The organism is Aeromonas sobria, assembly GCF_050266975.1.
GTDB lineage: Bacteria > Pseudomonadota > Gammaproteobacteria > Enterobacterales > Aeromonadaceae > Aeromonas > Aeromonas sobria_B.
Genome location: NZ_JBKISU010000001.1, coordinates 100,247 through 115,746 on the forward strand (window position 1 = coordinate 100,247; position 15,500 = coordinate 115,746).

The window sequence follows — 15,500 nt, forward strand, 5'->3', positions numbered from 1 at the left end:
ACAAAGGCACACTGATTGGTGGCGCCTTTGTCGCGGGCTGGGCAAGTGTGACAAAGGCACACTTATTGGCGGCGCCTTTGTCGCGGGCTGGGCAAGTGTGACAAAGGCACACTTATTGGCGGCGCCTTTGTCGCGGGGCGGGCAAGTTCGAAAAAGGCACACTGATTGGTGGCGCCTTTGTCGCGGGGCGGGCAAGTGTGACAAAGGCACCTTGTTGGCGGCGCCTTTGTCGCGGGCTGGACAAGTGTGACAAAGGCACACTGATTGGTGACGCCTTTGTCACGGGGTGAACAAGTGTGACAAAGGCACCATATTGGTGGGGCCTTTACCGCGGGGTGGGTAAGTGTGGCATGGCGGTGCCTTGGCTGCGGAGTAGGCAGATTCAGCCGAAGGTCTGGCTCAGCCCCTTGAGCTGGCTGGCCTGGTTGAACAGGGCCTGGCTCACGGTATCGACCTCGCGCATCTTGTGGCTGTTGTGCTGCGAGTGGGCAGAGATGGCCTGGATGTTGCGGCCCATCTCCTCCACCCCGGCCTGCTGCTGTTCGGCGGCGGCGGCAATCTGGGCGCCGTAGGCGCTGACCTGATCCATCTGGGCGAGCACCTGCTGCAGGCTGCAGGAGCCCTGGCGGGTCAGCTCGGCGCAGCTCTGGGTCTGGTGCAGGTTGCTCTGCATCATGGTCTGCCACTGGCTCAGGGTCTGCTGGATCTGGCCTATGCTGCCCTGGATCTGCTCGGTCGCCTTGTGGGTGCGGGTGGAGAGGGTGCGCACCTCGTCGGCCACCACGGCGAAGCCGCGGCCCTGCTCGCCGGCCCGGGCCGCCTCGATGGCGGCGTTGAGGGCCAGCAGGTTGGTCTGATCGGCGATCCCCTGGATCTCGCTCATCAGGGTGCCGATGCGCGCCGACTCCTCGGCCAGGCTGACCGCGGTCTGATAGGCCTGCTCGGCCTGGCCGGTGAGGGCGGTGATCTGGCGTTCGGTCTGGGTCAGCTGATCATCGGTCTGCAGGCAGCGGCTGCGCACCTCGTCCACCTGACCATGGGACTCCTGGATGTTGCGGGCTATCTCCTGGGCCGTGGTGGCCATCTGGGTCATGGCCGTCGCCATCTGCTGGGTCTGGGCATCCTGTTCGCCGATGGCGGTGCAGGCCTGGTTCGAGGCGAGCTTGAGCTCGCCGGCCAGCCGTTGCAGGGGATCGGTGGCGTCACTGACCCGGCCAAGCACAGTGGTGAGCCGCGCCTCGCCCATCTTGAGGTGAAAATCGGCGATGGCCGCCGCCCCGCTGCCCGAGTAGACCTGGCGGGTCAGGCTGTCGTAGTCCTGGTGCAGCCGCTGCAGGTAGTGGCGGGTACCGATGAGCTCGTCCCGGTAGAGCAGGCCAAGCAGCAGCAGAGGCAGGGGTATCAGCAGGGCGGCCATGGCCCCGGCCAGCTGCCAGCCGAGGGCCAGCAGGGCGCCGAGCCCCGCCACGGCGAGCCAGGGGCGCAGGGTGGTGAAGGCGGGAAGGGCCGATCCCTGGCCCTGCTCGGCCTGGCGCAGGGTCCGGTAGATGGCACTGGCCCGCTGGATCAGCGCCGGGGTGGGCTTGCAGCGCACCGACTGGTAGCCGCTGATCTTGCCGTCCCGGTAGAGGGGAGTGACATAGGCATCGACCCAGTAGTAGCGGCCATCCTTGCAGCGGTTCTTGACCACGCCGCGCCACGGCTTGCCATCCTTGAGCTGTCGCCACAGATCGGCGAAGGCGGCCTTGGGCATGTCAGGGTGGCGCACCAGGTTGTGATGCTGTCCGACGAGCTCGTCGCGCCCATACCCGGCCACCGCGCAGAAATGGCGATTGGCGTAGGTGATCACCCCGCTCAGATCCGTGATGGAGACGAGCTGGACCGAGGCGGGGAAGAGCACCTCCTGGTCATGGTGGGGGATCTGCGGGTGAGACATGGGTGAACTCCTTTCATGTGGGGCGAACGCTGTCACGGATATCGGCTTCGATTGGAATATGTTAACGATTGTTTGCATGCGGTGTGACACCGGGCTGGATAACGTGTATCCAGATGGCACGTTAAAGGCCGCGCGGAGTGTATGTCTTTTGCTGCGAATAAGTAAACAGGAGGTAGGGGACAGGATAAAAAAAGGCGGCCGCGCAGACCGCCAAAGAGAGTGACAACATTACCTTTGTGGCGTTCGGTAGCGCACCTGCTGCTGGTCGAGGATCGCCAGCTGACCGGGCAGGCGGGCGCAGAAGTGCCCCCAGTCCTTGTCACCTGGCAGGCTCCAGGCGACTTCCGCCGTGGCCAGCATGCGTGGGAACAGCATATAGTCGAGACGGTCACGGGTGTGTACCAGCTCGGACCACAGGGGGCTCAGCACCCCCAGGATGTTATCGTTGGCATGGAAATCGGCCGGAGCGGGATCGCAGGAGTAGACCTGCTCCAGGTTGGGGGTGCCGGCCCAGTAGAGTCCCGGCTCCTCTATGTTCTCGCTGCACGCCAGATCCAGGTAGAGATACTGGGCGGCGGCCATCAGCACGGGGTAGCCCGCCGCCGCGGCATCCAGCCCCGCCTGGAAGCTGGTCCAGGCACAGATGATGGCCTCCCGGCTCACCTTGTCCCCCTGCAATATCTCCTCCCAGCCCACCATACGGCGCCCCTTGGCGGCCAGATAGCCCTGGCAGTGGCGCAGCAGGTGCCCCTGCAACTCGCGAATGTCCTGGTAACCCTGCTGCACCATCAGCTGCTGGCAGGCGGGGCTGTCGGTCCAGACGCCGTGGGGCACCTCGTCTCCCCCCATGTGGATCAAGGGGCTCGGGAACAGCGCGCACACCTCGTCCATCACGCGCTCGAGGAAGTGATAGGTGCCGGGCAGCGCCGGGTTGAGCACGTTGTCGTCGAAATACTGCACCGACAGGTAGCGGGAGTGATCCGCCGGCTCGATGAGCAGCTCGGGCAGCGCCTTGATGGCGGCGTGGCAGTGGCCGGGGATGTCGATCTCCGGGATCACCTCTATGCCGAGGCTGGCGGCGTATGCCACCAGTTCGCGGGCCTCGGCCTGGCTGTAGCAGCCGCCGTAGCGCGCGGCGCCGCCGCTGAGCTGGGGACCTATGGCCAGGCCATGGCCCCGCCAGGCGCCCACCTCGGTCAGGGTCGGGAAGGCCTTGATCTCCAGGCGCCAGCCCTCGTCATCGGTCAGGTGCCAGTGGAAGCGGTTGAACTTGTAGAGGCTCATCTGCCTGAGCAGGCGCTTGAGGCTCGCCATCGGCTGGAAGTGGCGACCGCAGTCCAGGTGAATGACCCGCAGGCCAAAGCGGGGGGCATCCTCGACCTCGATGCAGGGCAGGCTCTCCCCGTGCTGCAGATACCACTGGGCCAGGCTCACCAGGCCGTGGCGCCAGCCGGCGATATCCCCGGCCGCTATCTCTATGCCCTGGGGCCGGATCAGCAGCCGGTAGCCTTCGGCGGGCAGCTCGGCCTGCACCAGGCTTATCTCGGCGTCATGGTCCTGCTCCAGGGCAAGGGAGGTCAGATCGTTGAAGTGGCCAAGCAGGGCACTGAGGTTGCCCGGCCCCCTGACGTGGGCCCGCTCGGCGAGGCGAAAGTTGCCCTCGAGGCGCACCAGACGCCGGGGCAGCGGCACTATGCCGTGCTCGGGCTCCACCTCGGCCAGCTCCTTGCCGGCGGGGGCGGGGGAGTCCAGTCCCAGCTCCTGGCCCGCTATGGTGACCGGGATGATCTGGGCTCCCTCCCTGGATTCGGGCAGGCTGAGGAAGAAGCCCTGGGGCAGATCGGTGAGGCGCTTGAACGCCGTCTTGCGACAGCAGAGAGCAAGCTCCCTGCTCCCCGGGTGGGGCGCTATCACCTTGTAGCTGCCGCTCTGGTGGATGAGCTCTCCCCCCTCCAGGCTGCTGGCATCGATGTGACGGCCGAGGCAGAAGTGGATCTGCCACGGTTCGCTTGGCACCCGATCCAGGGTCAACAGGATCCAGACATCCTCCTCATCGCGGCGCTGGACGGCAAGGGTGATCAAGGGTGTAGACATGGCAGTTCCTTCTGTTTCGCAAAGAGGATGGCGCCCTCCAGGGCGTCCGCCTGCGGGGTGACAAGGGGAAGATGGTACAGGCGCGGCCGCAGCCGCTCCCCGATGCCACCGAGCAGCGCGACCCGACTGGCGCCTTGTGCCAGCATGCCGCGGATCAGGGTGTCGAGCTGGGCTTGGGTCTGGGCCAGCAGCTCGAGGGCGAGGGGATCCTGGTCCTTTGCCGCCTCGAACACCCAGGGGGCGAAGCGGCCGTAATCGGCCGGGATCGCCCGGGCCGCCCAGCGCACCACCTCGGCCTGATCCCGCTTGAAGTGATCCAGCAGGCGCACCGCCAGCAGGCTGGGGGGCAGGATGCCGTCGTGGCAGAGCAGGGACTGCTGGATGGCTCGCAGCCCCAACCAGGCGCCGCTGCCCAGATCCGAGATGGGGAAGCTGCGCCCGGAACAGGTGCGGATGCGGCCCCCCTGGAACAGGAGCCCGACCGAGCCGGTACCGGCGATGAGGATGGCCCCCTCGCCGCCGCCGAAGGCCCCCAGGCAGGCACCAAACGCATCGGAGGTGAGCCGGGTCTCGGCGAAGGGCAGGGGCTGGGCCAGGAAGTCGCGATAACAGGTCTCCAGCTCGGCGGAGGCGATGGCGAGGCCGGCGCTCATCCGGCCCATGGCGGACGCCGGCAGCCCGGCCGCCGCCATGGCGGCGTGCACCGCCGCCAGTACCTGGCACTGGGCCACGTCGATGCCCAGCTCCAGATTGGAGCCACTGGCGCGCCCCTCGCCGAGCAGTGCGCCGCTGCGATCCCGGATGCGGGCCCGGGTATGGGTGCCGCCGCCATCGATGCCGACCCAGTAGGCGATGGCCTGATCCCGGTCATCCATGGTGGGCCCCTTGCCAGCTGATGGCCAGGGCAAACCAGGCGCCATGGGGGATCCACTGCTCTCCCCAGCGCCAGTTCTGATCCAGCCGGTCCTGATACTCTACCGGGATGAAGGCGACATCGGCCTCATCCTCGAATCCAGAGGTGATGCCGTTGCAGATGCCGCCAGGGGCATTGGGATAACCTGCGGTGTAGGCGGGGTTCTTGATGCCGTGGCCCATCAGCATGCAGGCGTCGAAGGGGTTGCGCCCCAGGATCCAGTCCAGCTGATGCTGGCCGTGGGCCAGCAGGGGGGCGGCGAGATCCGGCAGCCGTTGTGCGGCGGCGAAGGCGGCGGCGGCCAGGGAGGCGAGCCGGGCGTTCTCCCCCTGCCACCAGTAGCCGGACTCGTTGTGGTGGGGCATAAAGAAGCTCACCCGAGGGGCCTCATCCACTGCCTTCACATACTGGCGGGCGAGGGCGAAGGGGTTGTGGGGACGGGCGGTCAGGGCCAGCTCGGCCAGCAGGGCCTGGCGCACGACGCGTTCGACCCCGGCGATGCGGTCGGAGTCCGTCTCCACAGACAGGTATTCGAGCAGGGCCAGCACCGGCAGGCCGGCCTCGGCGGCGTGGTAGTAGGGGCGCGAGCCGTCGTCGTCGGCGGCCCAGTAGTGGCCGAGCTCCCCATGGGGACGCTGGCGGGCGCAGAGCCGTCCGGCCCAGTGGCGCGCCTCGGCGAGCCACTCGGGGCCCAGCGTTTTGGTCAGCTCCACCGCCGCCAGCAGGGCGCAGTAGTCGTCGATGATGTTCTCTACCCCGTCGTCCAGGTAGGCAAGATTGTGCTCGCGCAGGTGCAGGTAGCCGCGTCTGGCCGCCTTGGCGTAATGGTTTGTGTCGAAATCACCGCAGCTGGCCCCTCGGGCGGCCCGGGCCAGGGCGGCGATGGCCATGCCGCCCCCCTGACGAAAGCCCGCCTGCCAGCTGGCGGACTTGATCCCCTGCTGGGTGGCGTAGGCGCACAGCGCCCGCTGCGCGGGGTCCTTGCTCCACTTGTCGAACAGGGTCATGTAGAAGAAGCCGGACTCATCTTGCATGCGGCAGAGAAAATCGGCGCCATGGAGCCCCTCATCCTCGAGACGCTTGCACAGATTCAGGCTGTCGATGTCGCGTCCCCCGGCCAGCAGCGCCCGGCTCTTGAGCAGGCTCCACACCACCAGCGGGGTCTGCTGGGGATTGAGGTAGTTGGCGTAGGAGAGGTGGCTCAGGTATTTGCTGACGTCGCCGCTGGCGTCATACCAGCCGCCGTGCACGTCACGGCGCTGCTCGCAGCCAAACAGGGGGGCAGCCCTGTCCGCCTTGTCATACTGGCCGCTGCAACGCTGACCCTTGAAGTAATGGATCACGTCGGACAGGCAGCGCTGGACCAGCAGCCGTTCACCGAGGCGAAAGCGCGCCGAGCGCACTATGCCATGGGCGGTGATCACCTCGAGCCGGTAGTCCCCCTCCTGGCGCACGGAGTCAAAATCGATGCACCAGAAGGCGCGGTCCCGCCAGCCGGGCACCCTGATCTCCTCTCTCAGCGGCGCCTCGAACAGGGCGGGGCCTCCGGTCAGGGGCAGCAGCCGGGCCAGCCCCTCCTGCACCTGGCCGGGCCGGGTCTGCAGCAGGGCTATCTTGGGGCCCGAGCACTCGTAACCCACCTGATTGACAAGCAGTTCCATCGATACCTCTATCGTCGGGGAAATGGGGGGATCGCCAGGCGATCACCCGGGAGATTGGCGCGGGCGGCCGGGCCGCCCGCCGCCCTCATTCGTGCAGGTAGCAGCGCACGAAGTGGTTGTCGGCAAGCCGGGTGACCGGCGGCATGGCTTCCTTGCAGCGGGCCATGGCCTGGAGGCAGCGCCCGGCGAAGGGGCAGCCGAGGGATTCCGGGGTCCAGAGCGGGATCTCCCCCTTGCGCCCCCCCTCCAGCTCGGCGTGGATGCTCTTCTCGGGGTCGGGCACCGCCGAGATGAGCAGCTGGGTGTAGGGATGCTGGGGGTGGTGCAGTATCTCGTCCACCTCGCCCCACTCCACCATATGGCCCACGTACATCACCGCCAGATCTTCGGCCACGTAGCGGGCGGTGGCGATGTCGTGGGTGATGTAGAGCATGGAGACGCCGAGCTCGTTCTTCATCTGCTCCATCAGGTTGAGAATGCCGATGCGAATGGAGACGTCGAGCATGGAGGTGGGCTCGTCCGCCAGCACCACCTCTGCCTCCACCGCCAGGTTGCGGGCGATATTGACCCGCTGGCGCTGGCCGCCGGAGAGCTGGTGCGGGTACTTGGCGGCCGTGGCCTTGGCCGGGGTCAGCCCCACCTTTTCAAGCAGGCCATAAACCATGTCCGGCAGATCCCGCTTATCCAGCACCTTGCTGTGCAGCAGCAGGGGGCGGGCGATGTGGTGATAGATGGTGTGGGTCGGGTTGAGCGAACCGAACGGGTCCTGCCACACCATCTGCACGCTCTGGCGGTAGTCCAGCAGGGCCGTGCCCTTGTTGAACTCCTCCAGATCCCGGCCGCGATAGAGGATGCGGCCGCTGGAGAGCTTGTACATCTTGGCGATGATCTTGGCGATGGTGCTCTTGCCCGAGCCCGACTCTCCCACCACCGCCAGGGCGCGGCCCCGGTGCAGGTTGAAGGTGATGTCGGACAGCGCCCGCATCTTGCCGCTCTTGATGGCGTTTGAGTTGACCGCGAAGTCCTTGTAGAGGTGCTGGACCTCGATGATGGGAGCCTGGGTATCGGCGATGTGCATGGAAGACTCCTTAACAGCCAGCGGCCTTGGCGAAGATGAGAGGGTCGGATGCCTGCTCGTCGCCGAGGCCATCGGCATAGAGGTGGCAGGCGGTCTGCTGGCCGGGACGGATCTCGGCCAGGGCGGTGTACTCCTGGCGGCAACGGTCGTGCACCTTGGCGCAGCGGGCCTGGAAGCGGCAGCCTACCGGCACTTCCAGCAGGTTGAGCGGGGTGCCCGGTATTCCCTCCAGCACGGTTTTCGGGCCGTGCAGGGGCGGGAAGGAGTTGCCAAGACCCCGGGTGTAGGGGTGCAGGGGCGCGGTCAGGATCGCCTTGGACGGCGCCACCTCCACCAGCTCCCCCGCGTACATGATGCCGATGCGATCGCAGAACTCGACCATGAGCGACAAGTCATGGGTGATGAAGAGGATGGAGAAGTTGAACTTCTCTTTCAGGGCATAGACCTTCTGCAATATCTCCCGCTGCACCACCACGTCCAGCGCCGTGGTGGGCTCGTCCATGATGAGCAGCTCGGGGTTGAGGGCCATGGCGATGGCGATCACCAGCCGCTGGCGCATGCCGCCGGAGAACTGGTGCGGGTAATCCTTGAGCCGGCTCGGGTGGATGTCGACGATGGCGAGCAGCTCCTGGGCGCGCTTGATCGCCTCATAGCGGGTCAGCCCCGGGTTGTGGGCTTGCAGCACGTCGCAGAACTGCTCCTCCATGCGCAGCACCGGGTTGAGCGCATTCATGGCGGACTGGAACACCACGCTCGCCTGGCGCCAGCGGTAGCTGCGCAGCCGCTCGTCGTCGAAGCCGAGGATGTTCTCCCCCTTGAACAGGATCTCGCCACCGCTGATGTAGGCGGGCGGCTTGTGCAGCCGAGCCACCGAGAAGGCGACCGTGGACTTGCCGCAGCCGGACTCGCCGGCGAGGCCGAATACTTCGCCGGGGGCGATGTCAAAGCTGACCGAATTGACGGCGCGCACGTCGCCGTTCTCGGTGATGTAGTCGACGCAGAGCTTGCGTACCGACAGCAGGGGTGGCTGCTTCATGCTGTCTTCTCCTGAACTGTGATGACGGGGGCCGGGGCGGCGAGCTGTTTCCAGCGGCGAAGACCCTTGTGGGAACGGAGCTGCGGGTTGGCGATTTCGTCGATGGCGAAGTTGAGCATGGCCAGGCCTGCCCCCAGGGTGGCGATGGCGAAGCAGGGGGCCAGAATTTCCCACCAGGCGCCCACCAGGATGGCGCTGGAGGTCTGGGCGTTGTAGAGCATGATGCCCCAGCTCACCACTGTGGGATCCCCCAGCCCCAGGAACTCCAGGGTCGCCTCGGTGACGATGGCGTAGATGATGGAGCCGATGAAGCTCACCCCTATGATGGAGATGAGGTTGGGCAGTATCTCCACCAGAATGATGCGCCAGGCCGGCTCCCCCAGCACCTCGGCGGCGATGACGAACTCTTTTTCCCTAAGGGCCAGGGTCTGGGCGCGGATGACCCGGGCGCCATAGGCCCAGGAGGTCAGCCCTATGATGAGGGCGATCACCAGGGGGGAGGCTTCGCCGATGAAGCTGGCCAGCACCAGCAACAGAGGGAGCCCGGGGATCACCAGCATGACGTTCATCAGGAAGGTGAGGCACTCGTCGATGAGGCCGCCGAAGTAGCCGGCGGTGATGCCGATGCTGATGGCCAGGACGCAGACCAGCAGGCCGGCCCCGAAGCCCACCATGAGGGAGATGCGGGCGCCGTTGGTGAACTGGGCCCAGATGTCGTGGCCCATGCGGGTGCTGCCCATCACGTATTCGGCACTGGGGGGCTGGTGGGGGCGGGCGACCCGCTTGGTGGGCTCGTTGCTGGCGAGCAGGGGGGCAAACAGCGCCATCAGCACGAAGGAGACGACGATGGCGAGGCCGAAGGCGGCCTTCTTGTTGCCCAGCAGGATCTTGAGAATGGTGGGCATATGCATCTTGTTGCCCGGTAACAGAATCTTGAGGATGGTAGGCATACGCATCTTATTTACCTCCGGTACGCAGACGGGGATCCAGGAAGACGTAGAGCATGTCGGCCAGGAAATTGAAACTGAGCATGGTGATGGTCATGATGAGCAGCTGCCCCTGGATGAGCGGGTAGTCGCGCGCCAGTATGCCCTGATAGAGGGTCAGGCCGAGGCCGGGGTAGTTGAAGATCACCTCGGTGATGAGGGAGCCGCCGATGACGAAGCCGAGCGCCATGGAGAGGGCGGTGACGCTGGGCAGGATGGCGTTGCGGGCGCCGTAGTTGAAGATGACCCTGTTGCTGGAGAGCCCCTTGGCCTTGGCCATGGTGATGTAATCCTCGCCGAGCAGGTTGATCATGTTGTTGCGCATGGTGATGAGGAAGCCGCCAATCTGGACGATGGCCAGGGTGCCCACCGGCATGATGGCGTGCAGCATGATGCTCTTGATGTGCTCCCAGCCGTAATCTGCGGTGATCTCCGGGCTGTAGGCGTAGCCGATGGGCAACCACTCCAGACTCACCCCGAACAGGAAGAGGGCGAGCAGGGAGACCACCACGGGGGGGATGGCCTGCATCACCAGGGTGAGGGGAGAGAGGATGCTGTCCATGCGACCGCCCCGGTACCAGGCGGCGAAGATGCCGACGATGGAGCCGAGCGAGAAGCTGATGATGGTGGAGGTGCCCACCAGGAACAGGGTCCAGCCGATGGCGCGACCGAGTACGTCGGCCACCTGCTGCGGGTAGTAACGCACCGAGGTGCCGAGGTCCCAGGTGAAGACACTCTTCACGTAGGTGAGAAATTGAGCGCCAATCGGGCCATCCACAAAGCCGAAGGTGGCCTTGAGTGCCTCGAGGGCGGCGGGTTCCATCATGGCGCCGGCCCGGGCAAACATGACGGAGACGGGGTCGCCCGGCATGGCTCTGGGTAGCAGGAAGTTAATGGTGGCGGCCACCAGGAAGGCGACCAGATAGAAGGAGAAGCGTCTTAGTATAAATCCCATGATGATACCTTTTACTGCAAGCCTGCCCCGCGCCGGGCATGGCTACCCCAACCCCGGCAGATCCGGGCAATGGGTGGGCGACGGGGAAGAAGGCCCCCCGCAGGGGGCCGAGGTGGTTAGCTGTTCGGCTTGAGGGAGAGCACGTGCAGCAGACGCTCAGGGGTGTCCGGGTGGACCTGGGGCTTGGCGACCGGGTTGTCGGCGCTGAACCAGCCATTGAAGCGCTTGGTGCTGTACTCATACCAGGTCGGGTTGTTGAACACCGGGATGATGGTCTGGTTGGCACCTACCCTTTCCTGGATGGCGAACATGATCTCCTTCTGCTTGGCCCCATCGGCGGTCTGGGTGAAGTCGTCGATCAGCTTGTCGAGCTCGGGATCCTGGTAGCGGTTGGCCGCGAAGCGGTTGCCACGCTCGCCCATGTTGCGCGAGTGGAAGGCGGTCTCGAAATACTTGTGCGGGTTGGCGCCGGCAAAGTAGCCCTGCAGGGCCACATCGAAGTCACCGGTGACCAGGGCTTCGGTCCAGACGGTGGCTTCCGGGGTGGAGGTCTTGGCGTTCAGACCCAGGGCCTGCAGCCCTTCCACGCCGATCTGGACTGTGTTGACCCAGTCGGTCCAGCCGTTGGGTACCAGCACCTTGAACTCGATCTTCTTGCAGCTCGGGGTATCGAGGAACTTGTCGCCGTCACAGTCCTTGTAGCCGGCCTGCTTGAGCAGTGCCTTGGCACCCTCGATGTCGAACTTGCTGAACTTGCCGTACTGCTTCTCGACCGCCGGGTTGTCCCAGGAGGCGAACGCCTTGCCCAGACCTGACGGATAGTCGTTGACCGTGGGGTAGCCGTAGCCGGCGATGTCCACCATGGACTGACGGTCCATGGCCATGGAGAAGGCGCGGCGGAAGTTCACGTCGTTGAAGGCTTCCTTGTTGCCCGGATCCTTGCTCTGGAAGTTGACGTTGAAGGCCACCGTGCCGGAGGCGGGGAACCAGTACTTGTTGTTCTTGGGATCGTTGCCGACGTAGAGACGCTCGATGTCCGGCACGAAGGAGCCGAACCAGTCCACATCCCCCTTCATGACGGCGGCCAGCACCTGGTCATTGGTGGCCATCTGCGGCATGCGGATGCAGTCGATGGCCAGGTTGGCGTTGTCCCAGTAGTGGGGGTTGCGGCACTGGGTGTAGAGCTGGGCGGAGAAGTTGTCCACTTCGGTGAAGGGACCTGTGCCGACCGGCTTGTCGTTGGTGAAGGCGACCGGGTCTTTCACCGCTTTCCACTGATGCTCGGGGACTATGGGCACCAGCACCAGGTCATTGACCACGTTGGTGTTTACTTCGGCCAGATCGAACCTGATCTTGTGCTCACCCAGCTTCTCGATGCCCTTGATCTGGGTCCAGATGGAGCGTTCGTCCAGGGCCTTGTTGGCCTTGACCAGGTTGAAGGAGTAGATGACGTCATCGGCGGTGAAGGCTTCACCATCGGACCACTTGACCCCGTCGCGCAGGTCGAAGGTGACCGACTTCAGGTCATCGGCGAACGCATAGTGGGTGGCCAGACGGAACACCGGCTTGCCACCCTGCATGTCGTTGAAGATCACCAGGGGCTCATAGATGAAGTGACGGGTGGTGTGCAGCAGGCCCGCCTGCAGGAAGGGGTTGAAGTTCTTGACCCAGGCGGTCTCCTGTTGGGCGACCAGGGTCAATACAGTCTTGTCGGCGGCCATGGCGCTGCTGGTGGCACCAGCGATCATCAGGGTTCCCAGCATGACTGAGGTGGCTATTTTGGATACTTTGGCAAGCATATTTTTTCCTTTCTTATTGGTCTTCCATGTTTTGGAATGGAGCACCGGATCCCATGCTTGGATACCGGCCCTCGATGTTGGTCAGGTTTTTCACCCTTGTCGTTATCTCATCCAACGCCCCTAGCAAAGCAGAGTTAACAGAAGAACAACAAGTGCTGATTTCGTCGATTTCGTAAAAACTGCACCCCCTTCGTCATTCTCGTTAAAATGGCTTTTAAATCCTTTTAAATTATAGAGTTATATTTATTCACGCCAAGCATCAAGTGACGCAGAAAACCCGACGTCTGCCGATAGTGTGAAGCTGATCGTCCCTCTTTTTTCTGCTCTTTGCCGCCCTTTTTTTGGCACAAAAAACAAGAGCCAAAAGACCCTCTGACTCCGTGCGCCTGTTCACACAATGGACCCGGCTGTGCCGAAGGGGCAGATTGGCGACGGGGAGGGCTGGGGGACAAGATGAGGGCTTGAACTTGAACTTGAACTTGGAGGCGGGTGCCCGGAGCTGGATGCCAAGCCTGGCTGCCCCGGGCTTGGACGCCAGGGGCTCAGGCTCGGCTTCAGGCCCGGGTTCGGCTGCCAGGGGGTCAGGCTTAGGCCCGGCTTCAGCTTCGGCCTTGGCCTCAGGCCAGGCCTCCGCTCTTGCCAGTGCGGCGGCGATGGCGACCGCTTGCCGCCCAGCCCAGCCCAGCCCAGCCCAGCCCACAGCCCAGCCCTGTCCCGGCCTGGTGGCGCCTGGCGGCTGGCGGCTGGCGCCACCAAGGTGTCATGGACAAGGCAAGTATCGCGGCAAGGGAGCTGCCATGGGCAGGGAGAGTGTGGCGAGCAAGGGCGGGGGCGCCATGGGCGAGCGGGCGCCACCACGACGCCGGGGCAAGGGGCCATGGCAGTGCCATGAGAGCGAGGGGGCACGGGCGTATCCGGGATGGCGGCGGGCGCCATGAAAGCGGGCCCCGTTGGGGGCCCGTGTGCAGGGTGGTGTGGCCTCAGGCGTTGGGCTTGAGGGCGAGCACGTGGAGCAGGCGCTCCGGGGTATTGCTGTGGACCTGGGGCTTGGCGACCGGGTTGTCGGCGCTGAACCAGCCATGGAAGCGCTTGGTATTGTACTCATACCAGGTGGGGTTGTTGTAGACGGGGATGATGGTCTGGTTGGCCCCGACCCGCTCCTGGATCTCGTTCATGATGGCCTTCTGCCTGGCGAGATCCGCGGTCTGGCTGAAGCCGTCAATCAGCTTGTCGAGGGCGGGATCCTGGTAGCGGGGCGCCGCGAAGCGGTTGCCGCGCTCACCCATGTTGCGGGAGTGGAAGGCGGTCTCGAAGTAGTTCTGGGGGTTGGCGCCGGTCAGGTAACCCTGCAGGGCCACATCGAAGTCGCCCGTGACCAGGTTGTCGGTCCAGACGGCGGCTTCCGGGGTGGCCGTCTTGGCATCTATCCCCAGGGCCTTGAGTCCTTCCACCCCGATCTGGACTGTGTTGACCCAGTCGGTCCAGCCGTTGGGCACGATGATCTTGAACGCAATTTTCTTGCAGCTCGGGGTATCGAGGAAGCTGTCGCCGTCGCAATCCTTGTAGCCAGCCTGCTTGAGCAGCGCCTGGGCGGCGGCCATGTCGAACTTGTTGAACTTGCCGTACTTCTGCTCCACCTCCGGGTTGTTCCAGCTGTCGAACAGCTTGCCAAGGCCAGAGGGGTATTCGTTGATGGTGGGGTAGCCGTAACCGGCGATGTCCACCATGGATTGTCTGTCCATGGCCATGGAGAAGGCGCGGCGGAAGTGTATGTCGTTGAAGGCTTCGTGGTTGCCCGGATCCTTGCTCTGGAAGTTGACGTTGAAGGCCACCGTACCGGAGGCGGGGAACCAGTATTTGTTGTGCTTGGGATCGTTGCCGACATAGAGACGCTCGATGTCCGGCACGAAGGAGCCGAACCAGTCCACATCCCCCTTCATGACGGCGGCCAGCACCTGGTCGTTGGTGGCCATCTGCGGCATGCGGATGCAGTCGATGGCCAGGTTGGCGTTGTCCCAGTAGTGGGGATTGCGGCACTGGGTATAGAGCTGGGCGGAGAAGTTGTCCACCTGGGTGAAGGGGCCTGTGCCGACCGGCTGGTCGTTGGTGAAGGCGACCGGGTCTTTCACCGTTTTCCATTGATGCTCCGGCACCAGGGGCACCAGGGCTATCTGGTTGACCACCCCGGTATTGACCCGGGCCAGATCGAATTTGACCTTGTACTGGTCCAGCTTCTCGACCCCGGTGATCTGGGTCCAGATGGCCCGCTCGTCCAGGGCCTTGTGGGCCTTGACCAGGTTGAAGGAGAAGATCACGTCGTCCGCGTCGAAGCCTTCGCCATCGGACCATTTGACCCCCTGGCGCAGATCGAAGGTGACCGAGGTGAGATCCTTGCTGAATTCATACTGGGTGGCGAGGCGAAACTCGGGTCGGCCGCCCTGCAGCTCGTTGAAGATGACCAGCGGCTCGTAGATGAACTCCTTGGTGGTATGCAGCAGGCCGGCCTGGAGGAAGGGGTTGAAGTTCTTGACCCAGGCGGTCTCCTGCTGGGCGACCAGGGTCAGCACCGTCTTGTGGTCTGTGTTGCCGTCGGCGGCATGGCCCTGGGGGGAGGCGAGCATCAGGCTCCCCAGCAGGCAGGCGGTGGCGACCCGGGATAGGTTGGCAAGCATTTAGTGTTTCCTTGTTATGTGGACGTCCCTGTGAGGGGATGCCAAGGGGGCACCCGACCTCAGCCTGGGGTCTGTATGACCCCCCCTTTAGCTAAGCAGGTTTAACAAGAAGGAAACATTCAATCGTCACGTCGATATCGTAAAAATCGCTACTTCGACGTCAATGCCGTCAAATGACAAATTTAAATGATTAATTTCAATGGTTTGTATTAATTGTTTTCGCGTAAAAAGCGCCATAAAGGCACGCCATCTTGACGATGATGTGACGAATATCCGTACGATTTTTCCTCGTTCACGGGATCTTCGTTCTGTCTGGGAACAAACCCTGCGAGTCCTTGTTTTCTGGCAAGCCGTGATGGCGTGAGGGGGC

10 protein-coding genes are annotated in these 15,500 nt (G+C 64.2%); all 10 read right to left on the minus strand.

Features of this window, described 5'->3' with window-relative positions; genetic code table 11:
* Nucleotides 1–382: 382 nt before the first annotated feature.
* Nucleotides 383–1,936: a methyl-accepting chemotaxis protein gene (locus ACLHZ1_RS00500; RefSeq protein ID WP_427260510.1), complete on the minus strand. Its 1,554-nt coding sequence runs from the start codon at nt 1,934–1,936 to the stop codon at nt 383–385.
* Between the two features lie 228 nt (nt 1,937–2,164).
* Nucleotides 2,165–4,030: a beta-N-acetylhexosaminidase gene (locus ACLHZ1_RS00505; RefSeq protein WP_427260511.1), complete on the minus strand. Its 1,866-nt coding sequence runs from the start codon at nt 4,028–4,030 to the stop codon at nt 2,165–2,167.
* The gene (locus ACLHZ1_RS00510) at nt 4,015–4,905 is read right to left on the minus strand and encodes a BadF/BadG/BcrA/BcrD ATPase family protein (RefSeq protein WP_427260512.1); all 891 of its coding nucleotides are present in this window, start codon (nt 4,903–4,905) and stop codon (nt 4,015–4,017) included. Before ACLHZ1_RS00510 ends, ACLHZ1_RS00505 begins: the two co-directional genes overlap by 16 nt.
* Nucleotides 4,898–6,604 carry a glycoside hydrolase family 9 protein gene (locus ACLHZ1_RS00515; RefSeq protein ID WP_427260513.1) on the minus strand — a complete coding sequence of 569 codons (1,707 nt, stop codon included), beginning with the start codon at nt 6,602–6,604 and terminating at the stop codon, nt 4,898–4,900. The genes ACLHZ1_RS00510 and ACLHZ1_RS00515 overlap by 8 nt, the downstream gene beginning before the upstream one ends.
* Nucleotides 6,605–6,689: 85 nt before the next feature.
* Nucleotides 6,690–7,682, minus strand: coding sequence for an ABC transporter ATP-binding protein (locus ACLHZ1_RS00520; protein ID WP_408772242.1), 993 nt, complete (start codon nt 7,680–7,682; stop codon nt 6,690–6,692).
* Between the two features lie 10 nt (nt 7,683–7,692).
* On the minus strand, nt 7,693–8,718 hold the full coding sequence (locus ACLHZ1_RS00525) for an ABC transporter ATP-binding protein (RefSeq protein WP_408772241.1): 1,026 nt from the start codon (nt 8,716–8,718) through the stop codon (nt 7,693–7,695).
* Entirely contained in the window at nt 8,715–9,629 is a 915-nt protein-coding gene (locus ACLHZ1_RS00530) for an ABC transporter permease (protein WP_427260613.1), read from the minus strand. The genes ACLHZ1_RS00525 and ACLHZ1_RS00530 overlap by 4 nt, the downstream gene beginning before the upstream one ends.
* Before the next feature lie 46 nt (nt 9,630–9,675).
* A complete protein-coding gene (locus tag ACLHZ1_RS00535) occupies nt 9,676–10,659 on the minus strand; it encodes an ABC transporter permease (RefSeq protein WP_041999795.1) in 984 nt (327 codons plus the stop codon).
* 116 nt (nt 10,660–10,775) lie between these two features.
* Nucleotides 10,776–12,458 carry an ABC transporter substrate-binding protein gene (locus tag ACLHZ1_RS00540; protein WP_427260514.1) on the minus strand — a complete coding sequence of 561 codons (1,683 nt, stop codon included), beginning with the start codon at nt 12,456–12,458 and terminating at the stop codon, nt 10,776–10,778.
* A gap of 980 nt (nt 12,459–13,438) precedes the next feature.
* Entirely contained in the window at nt 13,439–15,130 is a 1,692-nt protein-coding gene (locus ACLHZ1_RS00545; protein ID WP_427260515.1) for an ABC transporter substrate-binding protein, read from the minus strand.
* Between the last annotated feature and the right edge of the window lie 370 nt (nt 15,131–15,500).

Excerpts from the sequence above, each read along its gene's own strand:
- ACLHZ1_RS00500 (WP_427260510.1), bottom strand. The coding sequence starts at position 1,936 with ATGTCTCACCCGCAGATCCCCCACCATGACCAGGAGGTGCTCTTCCCC.
- ACLHZ1_RS00505 (WP_427260511.1), bottom strand. The coding sequence starts at position 4,030 with ATGTCTACACCCTTGATCACCCTTGCCGTCCAGCGCCGCGATGAGGAG.
- ACLHZ1_RS00510 (WP_427260512.1), bottom strand. The coding sequence starts at position 4,905 with ATGGATGACCGGGATCAGGCCATCGCCTACTGGGTCGGCATCGATGGC.
- ACLHZ1_RS00515 (WP_427260513.1), bottom strand. The coding sequence starts at position 6,604 with ATGGAACTGCTTGTCAATCAGGTGGGTTACGAGTGCTCGGGCCCCAAG.
- ACLHZ1_RS00520 (WP_408772242.1), bottom strand. The coding sequence starts at position 7,682 with ATGCACATCGCCGATACCCAGGCTCCCATCATCGAGGTCCAGCACCTC.
- ACLHZ1_RS00525 (WP_408772241.1), bottom strand. The coding sequence starts at position 8,718 with ATGAAGCAGCCACCCCTGCTGTCGGTACGCAAGCTCTGCGTCGACTAC.
- ACLHZ1_RS00530 (WP_427260613.1), bottom strand. The coding sequence starts at position 9,629 with ATGCATATGCCCACCATTCTCAAGATCCTGCTGGGCAACAAGAAGGCC.
- ACLHZ1_RS00535 (WP_041999795.1), bottom strand. The coding sequence starts at position 10,659 with ATGGGATTTATACTAAGACGCTTCTCCTTCTATCTGGTCGCCTTCCTG.
- ACLHZ1_RS00540 (WP_427260514.1), bottom strand. The coding sequence starts at position 12,458 with ATGCTTGCCAAAGTATCCAAAATAGCCACCTCAGTCATGCTGGGAACC.
- ACLHZ1_RS00545 (WP_427260515.1), bottom strand. The coding sequence starts at position 15,130 with ATGCTTGCCAACCTATCCCGGGTCGCCACCGCCTGCCTGCTGGGGAGC.